Genomic DNA, 17302 nt, shown 5'->3' with positions numbered 1-17302 from the left:
AGACTCCTGTGGCGTTCAAAGTGAAATAGCGTCATAAGTTGGTTAACCGATCGTTGCCCGGTTCAGCCAGTAATGCCGCATCCAGCAATACGCTTTCGCAATACACCAGACGGCGACCCTGCGGCAACAGCATGAGTTCGTTATCTGCCGGGAAGGACTCGTACTCGGTAATCAGCAGGCGATAACGCCCCGACAACAGCGGCACGTTCAATTTCAGATTGCTGGCATACAACACGGCAGCAGAAGCACCGGGAACAGAAATAAAGGTCGCACTCTCCGGCGCTGCATCCTCCCAGCCCAACTCCGCCTCCAGCGCCATATCTTCCTCCGCACGCTCCTGCAACCTGACCTCAATGGACGGGTTACGCCCCAATGCCCCAACCGGTGCTACCCCTGACACCGTAATCCGTAATTGCCCCGGCTGGTACGGGTCAACCGTCACCAGCAAGGCGCGTTCCGGAGTCAGTTGCGCAAAGTCCGCCAGCACCACCCGCGACAATTTGGCATCACGCAAAGCGTGGGGCTGGTAACGCACCAACGCCAGACGGATAAACGGCGTATACACATCCCCGGCATCCAGGGTCAGGTCACAGTACCAGCGCTGCTGTTCAGGGTCGAACGCCACTGGATAACCCACCACCTCAACCCGTTTGCCAGCATCTTCTTCCAGACTCAAACCGGCTTCAACGGCAACAAATCCCTTAAAAGCATAACGGCTTGGTGGCCAGCGCAAAGATCCCGTCTGCGGCCACACCGGGTCATGCCCCCATTGGGTAATGAACGGCTTCCACTGCTCACGCACCTGCTCATCCCGCTCAATCTCAACCCCGCCGGTGTACAAACTAATACCTAGCAATTCGCCTTCTCCAGAGGAGAACCACGGGCGCTCCAAATAAACCCGCAAGCCGCCGCCCAAACGGACACTGCGTTGCAGGTTGGTCTGGGTTTGCCGTTGCCAGCCAAAGGCAGGCAACACGTAAGCCACTGTCGGTGCTAACGGACGGGTAGATGCGGGAACATCCACCAGCACAGGTACGCTGCGGCGGGTGAAATCCCGCTGGCTACCATCATCGTTCAGCGGGCTGAAATACTCCTGATAGCGGGAGGTGGCAACCGCCGTGTAACGGATGCGGTGATGCCGGGTATCGTTGAGAGCATGGCGGGGAGCGAAGTCTTGTGATGCCCGCGCCCCCGATTCCAGATTGCCTAGGTAGTCCCCATTCCTGAGAAAACACAGCACATCGTGTTCAGGGTCATAATAACCAACGCCCCGGTTGGTCGGTTGCACGGCAATGCCGTGTTCATTCAGTTGGTGCAACGGCACTTCGTCAACCGGTGCCGCCTGATGAATGGTAACTGGAGCAGACTGAGCAGGATCATCCACCGGGTCATCCCATTCCGCCAGCAATTCCACCTTGGCAGTACTTGCACCATGTACCTGCAAACCGCCCAGTAGGTAAGCATCGGTGCTGCCCAATACGCGCCAGGCTGTCACCGGATTTAACTCGGTAGCCGCAGTCGGTTCCGCTTCTGGCTGCGTTTGCAACAAGTGCGGATCAGGCTGTTGATCATTGTATTCGCCATGCTGAACACTGATAGCTGTGAAGGCCGGAATCCCCAACGGCTGCTGCACCGCATGGACAAGGTTCAGCACCAGCGGCGGTGTCAACATCCAGTGTCCACCCTCCACGCTACGTTGCAGGATATGGGCAATGGCATCCTGTACCCTTGGCAGGTCGGGCATGGGAGCTGCACCACTGGTGATGGCGTCGAGGTATTCACGCAACCAGTGCCACACCCCCATCAGTTTCAGATCGTCAGGATGCAGGTAACTGCTCAAGGGAACCACAGCGGCAGTCCCCTTCGGCAGCGCCACCGTCAACACCCGGTTATCAGCATCCCACACCGGGGCGGCAGCCCCCTCCGCCAGTGCCAGCCGGAACGGCAGCAGTGTTTGCCAGTCGCCCTCACCGCCAAAACTGATCAGCGTAGCAGCAGGTGCACCCGGCAAATCACGCAACGCCGCTCCCCGCGCCAGCACATCCGGGATATACGGCAAGGCATCCAGCCGTTCCGCCGTTTCCAGCGGAAAGCCTTGTTCATTGCCTGCTACTGTGGTGACGAACTGGTTCAGCTCCACTCCATCCTTACTGCATAACAGCGGGTACAAGGTCGGGCTGAGGCTGAGCTTGCCGCTGGCATCATCCAGCATCCCCAAACGTTCTGCCATTTCCACACTGGCACGGGGCGGCAGGATATGGCGGTCGCCAGCGTCCAGATTGGCGGCAATCCCATCCAGCGCCGGTTCGCTGTTGAAGGTGCGGATCACCAGTCGCTCCAGTTGCGACCCCGCCCCCGTCACCCCGGCAGGATCACGCAACACCACCAGCGGCGCACCCACCGGCTCATAACGCAGGTACGGCACGCCCTCCTGTCCCTTGGGCAAGGCCCGGCTGGTGCTCAATTGCCTAGTAATTTCACTGTCCAATGGAATGCTGTTGCCGCAAATATCCACCGCACGGGCGCGTAGCCGGTAACGCCGCCCAAACCGCAAACTGGGCAAGGAACCGCGCACCACCTTGAAATCCGTGGTCATGTTGAACGGGGTAACAGGCAGGTTTTGTTCTGCCCGTTGCTGCTCAAGGGCTTTCTGTGGGTCTGGATCACTGGACAGCGGATTATCCGGGAAACCAACACTCAAGCTCCAACCTGCCCAGCGAGCAATGGTTTCCTGCAAGTAAATGTCGTCAGCGGGCGGATTGTCCTTGTTGGGGGGCGGTTGGGCGGCTGCCAACTGGGTAAAGCCCTCCTCATCCTCGCTGTTGAATGTCTGCCCTTCCAGCGTGTAAACCGCATTGCGCCGGTGCAGGGAATGCCATTGCCCGCTATGGCTGTCCCAAATGTCGATACGGTAGCCATGCACCAGGTCTTCGGCACAAAACGGCTTGTCCTGTGGCTGCTGCTGGTCAAAACGCCGGTTAAACTGGGTCGCATCCTGAAACTTTTTCAGCAGCTTTCTGCCACGACTGTCCGCAAACAGGGAGAAGCCGCCGGAACGCAAGGCAGGCAAGGCGGCACGGGTGTCCAGCACCTGCGGATAGGGCGGGTCAGCAGGGCCTGCCAGCCGGTCTGGCTGGATCGTTTCCGCCTGCATGATGAGTTTGTGCATCCCGCCATCCACATCCACCTGCGCCAGCCCGAACGCTTGTGGATGCAGGTTCAGTAGCCCTACGACCTCATCGGCCTCCCTGTCCGGCGGCTGGTGAGGCGGTAGCAAGGTGCTGCCGGGGGCAGTAAAAAACAGCGTCTGAGCATTTTCCGCCGCAAAATGCAGATAGGCGGTTTCCAGTGGCTGCACGGTGGTTGGCACTGCCCATTCCCAGCGGGGCAGGACTGCCGCCACGCTTAACTTGCCTGGCGCATCCGGTCTGGCAAGCGCCACGAAATCCCTTGGCAGCTCGACATCCAACACCAGCCCCAACGCCCGCAATACTGCCGGGTAGGAATTAAGGGAACTGAGTACCTGATGGAAATCCAGCAAGTTGACAAAATCCGGCGGATCTTCCGCCAGCGGGGTTCCCGGCGGTATCTTCTGGCTACTGATGAAACTCTTGGCAATAGTCCCGCGAATGTTACGCAAATCATCACGATCCGGTGGACTTAGGCGTTCAAACGGAATCGTCCCATCCGCCGCCAGCCCTGAGGCTTTCAGCTCCCGTATCCGGCTTTCCATCATGTCCTGATATTCGTAACGCATCCGGTAACTGCGCTCATCCCAGTTAACTTCCAGCCCGTTGACCAGTTGTTGCAGGGCATGGTAATTGTCCGGCAAATCACTTTCCCGCGTTAACGGTCTGGGCAATGCCAGTTCAATACTGGCTTGCTGGTAAACGCCCTTGAGCAGCGACAACGCGGCACGGGTCGACGGACACAAGATGCGCCGCTGCGAATAATCGTCAAACGTATGCGAACGCACCAGCGTCTCCGGCTTGAACAGCGCGTCCCACATCAGTGGCTGCAAACCCTGAGTATTGGCAAATGCCGTAAAATCCTGCCCATTGCAGCGGAATACCAATTCCAGCCCCTGTTCCTGCAATAAACGCGGCCAAGACAGCCAGTCAGGGAAATCCTTCAACAACCCCTGCGGCGCATCCGCAAACAAGCGCGGTGACACATACACCGATACCGGCAAGGTTTCCGCATCCAGACTCACGCCGCGTGGCATCACAGTGAACAACAAGGTTTGGCTGGTCATAATCGGTTTTCCTCGCGTCAATCAGGCAAATGCGCCTGCGTATTCGTCCCACATGGCGGCATCCGTCCAGGTGTCAAGAAAGGTCGGGTCGCCTGCCTCGCCACCGAACTCTTTCTCCACCTTGATTTCCACCGATTTGCTGATGAACAGCACTTCCACCTTCACCGTCAGCACCGCCATCCCCACTGCCTTGCCCGCGCCGTTGTCAGAAGCCTTGTAGGTAAAGCTCAGCAGGAATTCCAGCGAGATGGAAATGAACCCCAGCACCGACAATTCCCCGCCCATGCGGAAATAGCCAGTCAGCACTGTGGTATTGATAGAGCGGGACGCCGCACCCGCCACGTCAACCGTTTTTTTCTCCAGCTTGAAATAAATCCCCGCCATAATATGAACGCCACCACTGGCAACCCCTAAGTTGACGCTGGCGGAAGCACCAAATTCAAAGGCCGCTTCAACGATCCGCACCTCCTTGGTATCCAGTTGCAGATGGAAGAAGCCACCACCGCCAAAGAAGGCAATGGTCAGGTTGAACGGGCGCTGGCGTTCAGAAACATTGAAGTCAAACAACGGCCTGCCTTCCAGTAACGGCAAGGTCAGGCTCGCCCCCAGACTGACATCCTTGAGCGCAAACACCCCTATCGCTACCGGCGGCAAACCGATCGAAAACCCTGCACGGATGGCAGGTGGATTGGGGATTAGCTCCAGCGAAGGGCCATCACTGAACAAACCGGAGGGGATGATCTTTTTCAGTTCATTGACAAACTTGAGGTCGCCGGTGAATTCCAGCGCCCCCTCTCCCGGCAACAAACGCACATCAACAGCGGTCTTTTTCCCGGTTTCCGACACAAAACCAAACGATTCAAAGTGGAGCCTGATAACCTTGAAAAACTCCAGTTGGAATCGGGTTAACAACCCTTCAAACCGGGAATGCCCTTCCCCCCCATCCAGAGGTTTTGTCATGACACCCCGAATATCCAAGGTGGCGTTGTTGGGAACGAAGCGGAAAAAGCCAGCATCCACCCCCCTGATTCCGGGTTGCCAATCCAACCTGACTTCGGGCGGATTGGCTTGCGGGAAAAACTGGATGCGGGGCGCATTGTTGAACGTACCAAGATCAATCAATTTGACCAACGGCAATTCACCAAAGAGTTTGGCGCTATCCTGTACCGCTTTGAAAAAATCTGCCGGGTCGAACATGTCGTTGATGGCATTGGCTACCGTCTCACCGGCAATCGCTCCCAACTTGCGGGTAATGTAGCGAATAGACAGATCAGGGGTAGCGAAACCGCCCGCCTTGTCAGCCGCAAACGTGGCTTTAGCTGGCGCGATCAGTTCAGCAAACACCCCGTTGTTCTGGTCAAAACCACCGCCATCCCTGACATAATCAGCGTAGTAGCGAATATCGACGGGCAGTTCATTCCCTACCAATTGCTCGACAGCCGCCAGTTTGACCGAAGCCTGCCTCAGCTTGGGGGCAAACGCCCCTCCTTGCGTTGCAAAAAACAGTTTTTGTGTCAGCAAGGTCGTGTTATCACTGCCCAACACCCCATCCCGCTCTGCATAAGTAACTGGCTGCCCCGGAACATTGCAGGCTATGCGATTAAGGTTTGCATCGTAAACTGCCTTGACCGCATCCAGCTTATTCCCGTCACTCAGAGGAACAAAAATCAACCCCGCCGTGAAATCAATCTGATGGGCTTCGCTGTCCGTCCCTACGGCATTAAAGGGTAAATCCTTGCCGTTAACCTTGACCCAGAAACTATAATCTGTGCCAGCCAAAGGGAGAGGCTGCTCAATGTCAGGTGTCACCAAGGTCGTCAAGCGCACCTGTTTCAGCGGCATACCCCTGTCATCATTCGGATAAACCTTGAGCGGCTCCCGCACCACGATAAACATGCGCTGGGCAAGGTAGGCATACCACTGCCCATCAACCGGTTTGAACTTGCGTTCTGTCACCTTGATCAAGGCGGCGCGATGCCCGAACGGGTAGAGGTGGCCTTCGTACACAATGCGCACGTAATGGTCACGCCCTTGGGTCGCCACATGCACCCATTCGGAAATATTGAGCTGCCGGTTGGCATCAAGACGGCTTGGCTGCCCCGGCCTTTCCCACAACCACACCGGGGGCTTATCCCAACTGCCACGGGATTTCAGCCACCCACCCAACGGGGATAGCAAGACCTGTTCAGCCTGGATCGGGGTGGGTGTAAAGCCCATCAAATCGCCATGTTCTGTTTGCTGGACAAAACCGTGGAAGCCGGAAGTCAGGATCACCAGTTCATGCCTGTCACGGCGGTTAATGGTCGTCAGGACAGGCTGCCCATCCCATTCATCCGCTTTCCCCAACGCAGGCCACGGCTGGTTTAAAATCGGAATCGGCAGGTTGCTACTGACGACATAATCCGGCGACCAGATGGCACGTAGCGGTGCAGGATGGGTCAGGCGCGTATGCCACAGTTCCGTCCGGCCTGCGTGGGTTTTTGGGTTAGAAGAATGTTGCCAGATGACGTTACGGTTAGGTGAGAGGATAAGGCGGTAGGGCATTTCCAGCGCCGTTTCGGTATCGGTTGGCGGTGCAATGTGAGGGGCGTTGGTGCGTTGCTCATCCGTTGGCTGTGGTGGAAGGGCAGCCAGTGGTGACACACTCAGTTCCAAGCCTGTCCAGTTCAGCAGACCGCCAATGGTGTAGGGAATGCGGGGATGGCTGTCGGCGGGAAGTTGGAAGACCAAGCGGCTGGGTTGGCTTAAGCGGGCTTTGGCAGGACGTCGTTCCCCTAACCACGAACCAACGTTTTGCCCACCCGCCTCACGCCGTTTCCTTTCCTCTTCTGTTTCAGTTGCCTGGCGTTTGGCATCATTTTCTAGCGAATTATTGGCTTCATACACCGCTTCTTCCGCCAACGATTGCGGCGGGAAATGCACAATCAGGTAGGCAACCTGCCCCGCATCGGTCGCCACCAGCACCGGGTCAGCGCGGTCACGTTTATCCAGTTGCAGGTTACGGCATTCGATCCGCACATTCAGCAAGTCATCCGGGCGCAATAATGTGATTACCGGATTCATTACAACTTCCGCCATAAGCCAGCTCCTCGCAATCCCGCTAACACCATGAACAGTACCAATATAGTACCAAAATATAATCTCGGCAATGCCTGATTTTTGCGTATCCTTGGTATTTTGGTTACGCGAACATCCCTAACCATAGTGATAAGGACAGCAGCATGAATGTGTTTGTACTTGGCAGTTACATCAACGCCAACACCCTAACCGTCGGACAATTACCCAAGGCGGGGGAATCCATACAAGCCGGGCATTTATGGGCAGAACACGGCGGCAAAGGCTTGAACCTAGCCGTTGGGATGCACCGCATGGGCTTACAGGTCAATACACTACTGGCGATTGGTATGGATGCACCAGGACAGGCATTGCTGGACTGGTTACAAACGGAAGGCATGGATACCCGCTTGGTCTTACGCATGACGGGTGCTTCCGGCTTTGGCGTCGGTTTGGTAGCCGCTGATGGTAACAACATTATCGCAGTCTATCCGGGTGCTAATATGCAACTGGATACATATCACGTACAAGCAGGCAGCAGCATTCTGTGCGATTGCCAACTAATTTGCGCCCAGTTTGAAATCCCCGATGCACCAATACTGGAAGCATTCCAACAGGCGCGACAACACGGCATTAAAACCTTGCTGAATCCTTCCCCTTGGCGTGTTCCTGACCCGGCATTATTGGCACTAACCGATATATTGATCCTCAACGAAACCGAAGCAGCGGTTTATTTTGGTATTGAAAACGCACCGACCTTATCCATTACCCAATGGTTACACTTATTGCCGACATTGGCGTGGCAGGGGGAATTGTTGGTGGTGACGCTGGCAGAACACGGGTGTGTGGCGTTGCAGCGCGGGCAATCCGCCACTCATGCACCCGCATGGCCAATGACCGCCATTGACCCCACGGGGGCTGGCGATGCGTTTACGGCGGGGCTGGTGTATGCCCTGCTGCACCACTACCCGTTAAAAAGCGCGTTGCATTTTGCCAATGCTTGTGGGGCAATGGTAGCAGCACAGCCGGGCGTATTGCCTGCACTGCCTACCTTTACCCGCGTACAGGCGTTTATGGCTGAGACACTGGCGGATTCATTTTCAAGGTAATCCGGTAAGTGTACGCATCCCCCCGAAACGTTCCCTCGACGTATTCCACCATCTGCCCCGTGGTGGCATAAGTTTTGCGCTTGAGCAGCAAACACGGGCCAGGTTCGTGGAAACCAAACGCTGCCATTTCCTCGGCATTGCTCATGGCGGCTTCGATGGTTTGTTCGCCATCGGCCAAGGTCACGCCACAGTGCTGTTGCAAGTAGTGATAGGCAGAACCCACCACATCCCAATCCGCCAATGCGGGTGCAAGCGTCAAATCATACCAAGCCACTTCACGGGTCATCGGCACACCATCGCCCAAGCGCAGACGTACCAGCTTGAGGAAACGGGCAGTCGAGGGGCGGTTGAAAATCGAAGCAATGGTGCGGTCACACACCACCTTGCGTTCGACTAATTGCGTGGAAGGCTCCACCCCAATTTCGCGCATCTCTTCGGTAAAACCTTTGAGTTTGCCGATTTCAGGGTTGATACGAGGCGGCACTTTCACCATAACACCCGCCCGTCCGTGGGTGCTGATGTAATCCTGCCCGCGCAATTCATCGTAACAACGGCGCACGGTAGTACGGCTTAGGTTGAGTGCTTCCGCCAAGGCACGTTCGGATGGCAGGCTATCCCCTTCCCCCAACTCACCGGACTGAATCATGTAAATGATCTGGCGCTGCAATTGCCGATAGACAGGTTCGGAAATGCCAGTATCCGGCCTCAGGCGCTGGATAAAGGCACTGCTATCATTCACGGCATTTAAACCAATATCCGGCAAAAAACGGGGCTGAACTGAGCTATTCATGTATTGTCACGTAAATTCATTAGAAAATTACTATATTCCCAGTATAATCGCGCCTTTCCATGAATACTATTGAGTACCTTAGCTGTGATCCAGAATCTGCGAAATATCGCCATCATCGCCCACGTTGACCACGGGAAAACCACCTTAGTTGACAAACTGTTACAACAATCCGGCACTTTAGGCGAACGCGCCGAAGTCTCCGAACGGATGATGGACTCTAACGCGCTGGAGAAAGAGCGCGGCATTACCATTTTGGCGAAAAACACCGCCCTGCGCTGGACTAACCCAGCCGATGGTATCGAATACCGCATCAATATCGTCGATACCCCAGGACACGCGGACTTCGGCGGCGAAGTTGAACGTGTACTGTCGATGGTTGACTCCGTGTTATTGCTGGTTGACGCGGTAGATGGCCCAATGCCACAAACCCGTTTCGTTACCCAAAAAGCGTTTTCCCACGGTTTGAAGCCGATTCTGGTCGTTAACAAAATCGACCGCCCCGGTGCAAACCCGCATCGCGTGATGGATCAGGTGTTTGAACTGTTCGACAACCTTGGCGCGACTGACGAGCAGCTCGATTTTCCAGTGGTTTACGCTTCTGCCATCAACGGCTATGCGGGCTTGGAAGAAACGGTTAGCGGCGGCGATATGACCCCGTTGTTCCAGACCATTATCGACAGCGTTGCCGCGCCAGACGTTGACCCGGATGCGCCGTTCCAGTTGCAAATCAGCCAATTGGACTACAACTCCTACCTCGGCATTATCGGGATTGGGCGTATCAAGCAAGGTCGCGTTAAAACCAATACCCAAGTTAAAGTCATTGATACCGAAGGCAAAATCCGTAACGGTCGTGTGCTGAAAATCCTCGGCTTCAACGGCTTGGATCGCGTCGAAGTCAACGAAGCGCAAGCGGGCGACATTATCGCGTTCTCCGGTATGGATGAGCTGCACATTTCCGATACCGTGTGCGACCCCGACAACGTGGTTGCATTGCCGCCGCTGACCATTGACGAACCGACCGTCACCATGACCTTCCAAGTCAACACCTCACCGTTTGCGGGCAAAGAAGTTAAAACCGGCACGTCTTCACGCCGCTTGAACGAGCGTTTGAAGCAAGAATTGCTGCATAACGTCGCGTTGCGCGTCGAAGACACCGATGACCCTGAGAAATTCAAAGTTTCCGGTCGTGGTGAACTGCACTTGGGCATCCTGATCGAAAACATGCGCCGTGAAGGTTATGAACTCGCGGTTTCCCGCCCTGAAGTTATCATCCGTGAAATCGACGGTGTGAAAATGGAACCGTTTGAAAACGTGACCGTTGACATCGAAGAGTCCAGCCAAGGCAAAGTCATGGAAGCACTGGGCGAACGCCGTGCGGAACTGAAAGACATGGCTCCTGATGGTAAAGGTCGGGTGCGTTTGGAATACCGGATGCCTGCTCGCGGTTTGATCGGTTTCCAAACCGACTTTATGACCATGACCTCCGGTACTGGCTTGATTTATCACGTATTTGATAACTATGCACCGTACAAAGCGGGTGCGATTGGCAACCGTCACAACGGCGTATTGATTTCTAACGGCACAGGCAAAGCCTTGGCTTATGCTTTGTTCAGCCTGCAAGATCGCGGCAAGTTATTCGTCGGTCACACCGAAGAGGTATACGAAGGTCAAGTCATCGGCATTCACAGCCGCGACAACGACTTGGTGGTTAACCCGCTGAAAGCCAAGCAGTTGACCAATATTCGTGCTTCCGGTACGGATGAAAACCTGATCTTGGTTCCGCCTATCCGCATGACATTGGAACAGGCGATGGAATTCATCGACGACGATGAATTGGTTGAAATCACGCCGAAAAGCATCCGTATTCGTAAGCGTTTCCTGATTGAGCATGAACGCAAGCGTGCCGCACCGAAGAAAGAGGCGTAAGCCAAACAGAGAAAAGGGGTCAACAAGACCCCTTTTTTCCATTTAATCTTGATAGAAAGGGCTTCATCATGAAAAAAACATTACTGACCGTATTACTCAGCAGCGTGTTATTGCAAGGCTGTGCCGTACAAATGGCGAGCACTGCCGTGGGCGTAGTCGCTGGCACGGCGATTGGGGTGGCGAAAGTCCCTTTCCAAGTCGGCGGCGCTGTCGTTGATGTCGTCAGCGGCGATTAAAACCTCATTTGATCAAATGCAGGAATTCCTGCCGCGTGCGGCTGTTATCACGGAACTCCCCCAGCATCATCGACGTCACCGTGGATGAATGCTGCTTTTGTACCCCGCGCATCATCATGCAAAAATGCTGGGCTTCCAACACTACGCCCACGCCTGCTGCTCCTGTCACTTGCTGAATCGCGTCGGCAATTTGCTTGGTCATGTTTTCCTGAATCTGCAAACGGCGTGCGTACATATCGGTAATGCGGGCAATTTTAGACAAGCCCAACACTTTTCCCTTGGGCAAATAAGCGACGTGTGCCTTGCCCACAAATGGCAGCATGTGATGTTCGCACAAGGAATAGAATTCGATGTCTTTCACCACCACCATTTCATCATTGCTGGAGTCAAATACGGCCTCATTGACGATAACGTCTAAGGATTGTTGGTAGCCTTGGGTCAAAAAACTGAAGGCTTTCGCCGCCCGTTCCGGGGTTTTGAGTAAACCGTCACGGGTAATGTCTTCACCAATACTGGTAATCAAATCAGCGTAGAGTTGGCTGGCATCGCTCATTGTTATTGTCGTCCTACTGGGTAATGAATTATGTCAGCAACGTTAAAGCGGATAAACACGTCTGACAAGTAGCATGGCATATCCTAGGGTTGGCTCAAAACAAACCCTTGAACTTATCTTTCAACTCATCCTGCAAACGTTTCTCTAATTTATCTGCCTCACCTTGTAATTCCTGTTGCAAACGCTGTTTAACGTCATCACGCTTTTGCTGGAGCACATCCACTTGTTGCTGCTTTTCGGTCTCGAAACGTTCCTGCAACTTGGTCGTTTCCTTATCCAGTTCACGTTTCGCAAGGGCTTTGAGTAATACGTCTAACTCCACCTCATAACTAAGCTGTTTCCAGGGGCCATGAATGTGTAAGGGAGCGAACAACCCTTCTGGTTTATCCGGCTTGGGTTTTTCGCTGATGCGCAGTTTGAAATCGAGTGATTCGTTGACGATATTCACATCACCATTTCCCTTAACCTGAAAATGGGGTGCTACCATCAGGTTTTCAGCAGTACGGAAAACACCTTGCTCCACCTGCCACTGCCCTTCCAGCTTGGTGAAAGCCACTTCTTTTTCGCCCAACTCGTTGACGCGCTCTTTCTCAAACAGCTTCACCACTTCACGGGTTTTTTGTGCGAAATTCGCATCACGGATCGTGCCATCATTCAAGTTGAGATCCAGCCGACCATTGAGGTTTTGCTTGAATACCGCCGCATCACCCACAACCGAATCCAGTGTTGCGGTCATGTCCAGCGCCCCCGTGACCAGACGGTCATCCGTCAAAGCGAACAGCAACTCTTCAGTACGCAGCTTTTGCACTTTGTGTTCGCTATGCAGTTTTGCCGGACTTTGCAGGGTGTCGATGGTGATTGCCCCTTGATACGCCCCGTTGAACAAAGTGCCACTGGGCGTGAGTGTCACTTGCCCGTTTTCAAACTGGACACCTAGCGTCGCCTCTTGCAACGAGAAAGGGGGGTAACTAATCTGCTTAGCCTTAAATTTACCCTCAACCACCCGCTTAGGTGACAAAGGGTCATGCACTTGCACACTGCCATCCAGTTGATGGTCTGCACCTTTGATCTGCGTTTCTGACAAATCGAGTAAGCCTTTGCCACTCGCCAGATTGAGGCTCAACTTGCCGCTGGATTGTTGTTGCAATTGCCCGCCGGGAAGCTGAGAGGCTTTGACATCAGCACGCCATTGCAACGCCGTCATATTCAATTGCTGTTTCGCCAAATCAAGCCGCGTATCGCCGCTCAAGGTAGCATCCACGCCGGTAGCTGCACTGGCAAACCGGATCGTTGCCAGTAAGTCCGGCACAGCCGCACGTTCCTTACTCAGATTGCCTTGCAGATTGCCGCTGATACTGGCGTCCAAACGCTCCGGTAGCTTAACCTGCAAACTCAACTTAGACAGGGAAAAGTCATCTTGATTATCAGCCAGTTGCGCCGTGGTAGCGAGTGTTAGCTGCATATCCAATGCAGGTTGACTTTGCATCAGGTGGGTATCTAAACGGATGTCAACCGGCTTGCCGGGGTGAAAGACACCCGTTTTCAGGTTGAGCGGCGCAAGCTTCAGGGCTTTACCTTGCTGGTCATCCTGCCAACTCACTTGCGAATCCTCCACACTCACCCCGGTAACCACCATACCGCCCAGCAAACCAGCCATGGCTTCTCCGGCATTAGCATTCGCTTGTGGGGAGTTTTCCGGCAATAGATCCTGCCAATTGGTTTTACCATTTTTGTTGCGATGCAGGTTGAGCTTCAAACCCTGTAAGTGAACTTCATTGATTTTAAGTTGCTGTTCTAACAACGGCAAAAATTGCACCGTTACCCGTGCATTTTGTGCTTCGGCAAAAGGCTCATGATTAAACCCTTTGGCATTGCCAACCGTCACTTGCCCCAATTGCAGGGCAATATCCGGGTAAAAGGACAGATGAATATCACCGCCAATATCCAGGGTACGACCGGTCTGTTCCTTAACCAGTGCCGTTATTTCAGGCTTATAACGATTGGCATCAAATGTCAGTGCGAACACCGCAACTGCTGCCAGGATCAGCAGCAATAAGGCGAATAGCCAAGCCAGTGGGCGCAATATCGGCATGGATTAGTCCTTTCTGTAGCCTTTTTATAGTGCCCCTGACTATAGCCTATTGGGCTGGCGGCAGGTAGTAGCCTTGTGCTTGCGGGTAATACGGCTGTGGATAATAAGTAGGGTACGCTTGCACCGTCGGCTGCTGCGCATAAGGCATGTAATACGGGTAATAGCTGTACGGATAAGTATACGGGTAGCTGTATGCGCTGGTGTTGACGTTGCTATACGTATTGTTGTAGCCCGCGCCGTAAGCGTTGAATTGCCCATCCCGGTATTGTGCCACATCACCACGGCTCTGCGCTTTGCTATTGGCATCGAACAGGCTATTGGCCTTGGCACGGAAATTCAGGTCGAAATCCATATTAATGTCAGCCTCACCACGCCCACGCGAACGCCCATCGGCATTGCCGTTGCCATTGCCATAGGTTTGCCCGACAGCATTAGCTTGCTGGGATTGTTCCTGGCGGTTGTTGCCGAAGAAATTGCCCATATCGAAACCGTCGAAAAAATCAGCCGATGCATTGCCTGCCAACAGGGTCAAGGCAGTGAAAATCATTATACGTGTGCTCATGATCATGTCTCCTTCTAGTGGTTTCACCAGTTTATACCCATTCATAAGCATTTGCTAATACAATAGAAATTTGCTCATTTGGATCCATCCAAATGGATGATGCAAGAAACAGTAGCATGGGGTTAAAGTATTAGCGTGCCTGTTGCCCCCCTCAACTGACCACGACAACTGGCACGTTATTCACCGGCTTTGATTTGTTCAAGCCGGTTTTTTATGCCTAAATATTGGGTAATTAATCGGTGTGAATGTATCCGTCTGGATGTAGTCAGTTGGGGAGGTGTGAAGAATAGGCTTAAGTGCTAGAGTGAAATTATTAGGACAGAATTCAGAACAATAAACAAGCTAAAAATTGGTGATTGAAGTACCAGCTATATAGCCAGTTAACTGTAGCCAATCGGACAGCGGCAAAAATATTTCCTGTATTCATTTGTGTTTGTAACAGTGACAAGGAAGTAACACCATGAAATATACCATGAACAAATGGTCTATCAATCTATTGACCTTATCGATCAGTATAATTCCCGGCCTTAGCATAGGCAGTGGGATTACGATTGCTCATAATGCGGTTGTGCCAACGACAAAAATACCTGTTGCCGCACAAATAGAAGGAATTAATCAATCACCACCTTGCAGCCAAAAAGAGTGCGCCGGAAAAATTCCGGGTGATGCCAATAACGTCAATAAAGACATAACAGCCTCCCGTCCTATAGCAGCAGGAAATTATTATTCGCGGGGCAGTAATAGCCAATTAAGTATCCCGCAAAATATTTCACTGGCTGAGATTAACAGGGATGGAAAAAGTGATTTTATCCAGTATGCCGACAACAAAATTTTTGTCAGTAAAACGGATTTTAATAAGACTGGTTTAATGCACACTTATCTCAGGAATCCTATCAAGCGGGTAATAACAGGAGATTTTCACCGCGATAATTACGATCAGGTTTGCGCAATCACCACCGCAAATGAATTGGTTTGTTATGGCACTAGCACGGATAATAAGGAGTTATGGTGGTGGTTTACCCAATCCAATTTCATCGCGGATGGTGAAGACAGCATTGTCGGTGATTTTGACGGTGACGGACGTGACGATATTCTGGTTTATCCACGTTCTGGAGGAAAATTTCGCCTGTACTCCCTTAAAGAAGATCATTTTTTCCGGCTAATGGAAAACTTTGACGAAGGCAATCTTCAGGGATTAGCACGGAATAATCTGCAAATCCGCGCGGCTGATGTAGACGGCAATGGCAGGGATGACCTTGTAATTATCAACCCACAAGGCCAGGTATTATTGTACGGCTCCACCTACCATAATGGGCGCAATACCTTCTGGTGGGCATTCACCACCAATCAAATCGTGGGCAGCAATGAGCAGGTGACAGTCGCCCGCATTGATAATAACACGACCGATGATCTGGTCATGCACAACAAGGACACGGGCGCAACGCGCTTTTTTAAGATCGAATATGCTAACGGCAGCTTACCCGCTATGGAAAATGTTGCGACGGGGCAAATCAATCAGGATAGGCGATCCCTGTTGTTTTGGGGTCACATGCACGACCACAATGGGGAAACCGGGGCGGTGAATCGCGATGATGCCATGGTGTATTTGCTGGACAGTAATATGTTTGCCCGCAGCGATGCGCGTTGGGACAATAATGCACTGCAACTGACTTACTGGTGGGCGTATACCCAACATTCTCCTAATAACCATGCTGGCTGGACTGCCATGCAGAAAAAACCCTTGCTGTTCCTGAAATGCAAGTTTGCTGACATTAATGCGGAACCGGAAACAAACCAATTTTACCGGAATCTGAATAATGCCAATAACGACTATTGGCGGGATATTTCCTACGGTGCGTGGAATTTGTATGACAGTAAACTGGTCGATGAATGGCAGCGTATGTCCATTACTAACGCAGCGTGGAGAAGGCTGCCTAGTCGCTGGGAAAGAGCGGACTATTGCGCAAGAGCATACACGGGTTCCAAAGATGGCTATAGCGGCATTGTCACCTTGGTCAATGGCGAAGGGGATGCAGGCAATCACGGGTATGTACTGCTAACCCCTGACTCCTCCAATCTCACGTTTATGAGTCACGAGGTTGGGCATACGTTTGGTTGGGGACATTCCTTTGACGATACTGGCAGAATTCATGAACCTGACTGGCCTTCCCAACCCGGAGAATATTATGACCATTGGGATATTATGAGTGCAATGGATGTTGCTACTTTTGGTTATCAGCCTATTAACGGGCGGGCGGCTGGCCCAGAAATGAATGCGCCACTCCGTAAAGCATTTATTCCGCAACACAGAATTCGCCGTTTTACCTTGAGTGAGCTTGAAGGCAGAGAACCCGTAAAATTGGATATTGCTGCTTTGAATAAACCTGAAGCCAATGGTTATCTGGAAATCCGCTTAGGTCACAGTGAACAAGATTATTATAGCATCGAATATCGGGTTAAAAGCGGTTGGGATCAGGGTATATCCAAAGACACTGTACTGGTACACCATGTTGTTAATGGCAAATCCATGCTGATTGCCCAAGGTGGTACAGAGCGCTTACCAGGTTCCTCCCATACATTCGACTTGAATCCTGGTGTTAGTGGGTTACGGTTTAGGCTGAATGTGGATTCATTTGCCAGTGAAGGGTATACCGCCACCGTGCATTTATCATTAGAAGGATCATTAGTTTATTAAATCCAGCACACCCATTTACTGTTGAGGAAA

General features: G+C 52.8%; 10 protein-coding genes. 4 read left to right on the top strand and 6 right to left on the bottom strand.

Going from position 1 to position 17302, the window contains the following annotated elements; all coding sequences use genetic code 11:
• Positions 1-31: 31 nt before the first annotated feature.
• Together QJT81_01820 and QJT81_01815 are read right to left on the bottom strand one after the other, a co-directional pair.
• On the bottom strand, positions 32-4255 hold the full coding sequence (locus QJT81_01820) for a hypothetical protein (GenBank protein ID WGZ94756.1): 4224 nt from the start codon (positions 4253-4255) through the stop codon (positions 32-34).
• A gap of 21 nt (positions 4256-4276) precedes the next feature.
• Positions 4277-7333, bottom strand: a complete 3057-nt coding sequence (locus QJT81_01815; protein ID WGZ94755.1) for a hypothetical protein — start codon at positions 7331-7333, stop codon at positions 4277-4279.
• Positions 7334-7476: 143 nt separating this feature from the next.
• Between QJT81_01815 and QJT81_01810 the strand changes: the two genes are divergently transcribed.
• Positions 7477-8418: a ribokinase gene (locus tag QJT81_01810; protein ID WGZ94754.1), complete on the top strand. Its 942-nt coding sequence runs from the start codon at positions 7477-7479 to the stop codon at positions 8416-8418.
• On the opposite strand, the gene QJT81_01805 is transcribed toward QJT81_01810, so the two are convergent.
• A complete protein-coding gene (locus QJT81_01805; GenBank protein ID WGZ94753.1) occupies positions 8381-9208 on the bottom strand; it encodes a GntR family transcriptional regulator in 828 nt (275 codons plus the stop codon). The two genes, QJT81_01810 and QJT81_01805, sit on opposite strands and share 38 nt — an antisense overlap.
• 69 nt (positions 9209-9277) lie before the next feature.
• Here QJT81_01805 and typA point away from each other — a divergent pair, with 69 nt between their 5' ends.
• Both typA and QJT81_01795 read left to right on the top strand, forming a co-directional pair.
• Positions 9278-11134, top strand: a complete 1857-nt coding sequence (gene typA / locus QJT81_01800; GenBank protein WGZ94752.1) for a translational GTPase TypA — start codon at positions 9278-9280, stop codon at positions 11132-11134.
• A 68-nt stretch (positions 11135-11202) separates the two neighbouring features.
• Positions 11203-11370, top strand: a complete 168-nt coding sequence (locus QJT81_01795) for a hypothetical protein (GenBank protein ID WGZ94751.1) — start codon at positions 11203-11205, stop codon at positions 11368-11370.
• Positions 11371-11374: 4 nt separating this feature from the next.
• Here QJT81_01795 and folE read toward each other — a convergent pair whose 3' ends face one another.
• The 3 genes from folE to QJT81_01780 form a co-directional block, all read right to left on the bottom strand.
• Positions 11375-11923 carry a GTP cyclohydrolase I FolE gene (gene folE / locus QJT81_01790; protein ID WGZ94750.1) on the bottom strand — a complete coding sequence of 183 codons (549 nt, stop codon included), beginning with the start codon at positions 11921-11923 and terminating at the stop codon, positions 11375-11377.
• Positions 11924-12017: 94 nt separating this feature from the next.
• On the bottom strand, positions 12018-14015 hold the full coding sequence (locus tag QJT81_01785; GenBank protein ID WGZ94749.1) for an AsmA family protein: 1998 nt from the start codon (positions 14013-14015) through the stop codon (positions 12018-12020).
• Between the two features lie 46 nt (positions 14016-14061).
• Positions 14062-14577 carry a hypothetical protein gene (locus tag QJT81_01780; GenBank protein WGZ94748.1) on the bottom strand — a complete coding sequence of 172 codons (516 nt, stop codon included), beginning with the start codon at positions 14575-14577 and terminating at the stop codon, positions 14062-14064.
• A gap of 472 nt (positions 14578-15049) precedes the next feature.
• Here QJT81_01780 and QJT81_01775 point away from each other — a divergent pair, with 472 nt between their 5' ends.
• Entirely contained in the window at positions 15050-17272 is a 2223-nt protein-coding gene (locus QJT81_01775; protein WGZ94747.1) for an FG-GAP-like repeat-containing protein, read from the top strand.
• The last annotated feature ends 30 nt before the right edge of the window (positions 17273-17302 follow it).

The sequence above is a fragment of the Candidatus Thiothrix putei genome (assembly GCA_029972225.1).
Classification (GTDB): Bacteria; Pseudomonadota; Gammaproteobacteria; order Thiotrichales; family Thiotrichaceae; genus Thiothrix; species Thiothrix putei.
The sequence above is the reverse complement of the archived record's forward strand: the minus strand, read 5'-3'. Positions and strand labels throughout refer to the sequence as shown.

Excerpts from the sequence above, each read along its gene's own strand:
- folE (WGZ94750.1), bottom strand. The coding sequence starts at position 11,923 with ATGAGCGATGCCAGCCAACTCTACGCTGATTTGATTACCAGTATTGGT.
- QJT81_01815 (WGZ94755.1), bottom strand. The coding sequence starts at position 7,333 with ATGGCGGAAGTTGTAATGAATCCGGTAATCACATTATTGCGCCCGGAT.
- QJT81_01810 (WGZ94754.1), top strand. The coding sequence starts at position 7,477 with ATGAATGTGTTTGTACTTGGCAGTTACATCAACGCCAACACCCTAACC.
- QJT81_01795 (WGZ94751.1), top strand. The coding sequence starts at position 11,203 with ATGAAAAAAACATTACTGACCGTATTACTCAGCAGCGTGTTATTGCAA.
- QJT81_01780 (WGZ94748.1), bottom strand. The coding sequence starts at position 14,577 with ATGAGCACACGTATAATGATTTTCACTGCCTTGACCCTGTTGGCAGGC.
- QJT81_01805 (WGZ94753.1), bottom strand. The coding sequence starts at position 9,208 with ATGAATAGCTCAGTTCAGCCCCGTTTTTTGCCGGATATTGGTTTAAAT.
- QJT81_01785 (WGZ94749.1), bottom strand. The coding sequence starts at position 14,015 with ATGCCGATATTGCGCCCACTGGCTTGGCTATTCGCCTTATTGCTGCTG.
- QJT81_01820 (WGZ94756.1), bottom strand. The coding sequence starts at position 4,255 with ATGACCAGCCAAACCTTGTTGTTCACTGTGATGCCACGCGGCGTGAGT.
- QJT81_01775 (WGZ94747.1), top strand. The coding sequence starts at position 15,050 with ATGAACAAATGGTCTATCAATCTATTGACCTTATCGATCAGTATAATT.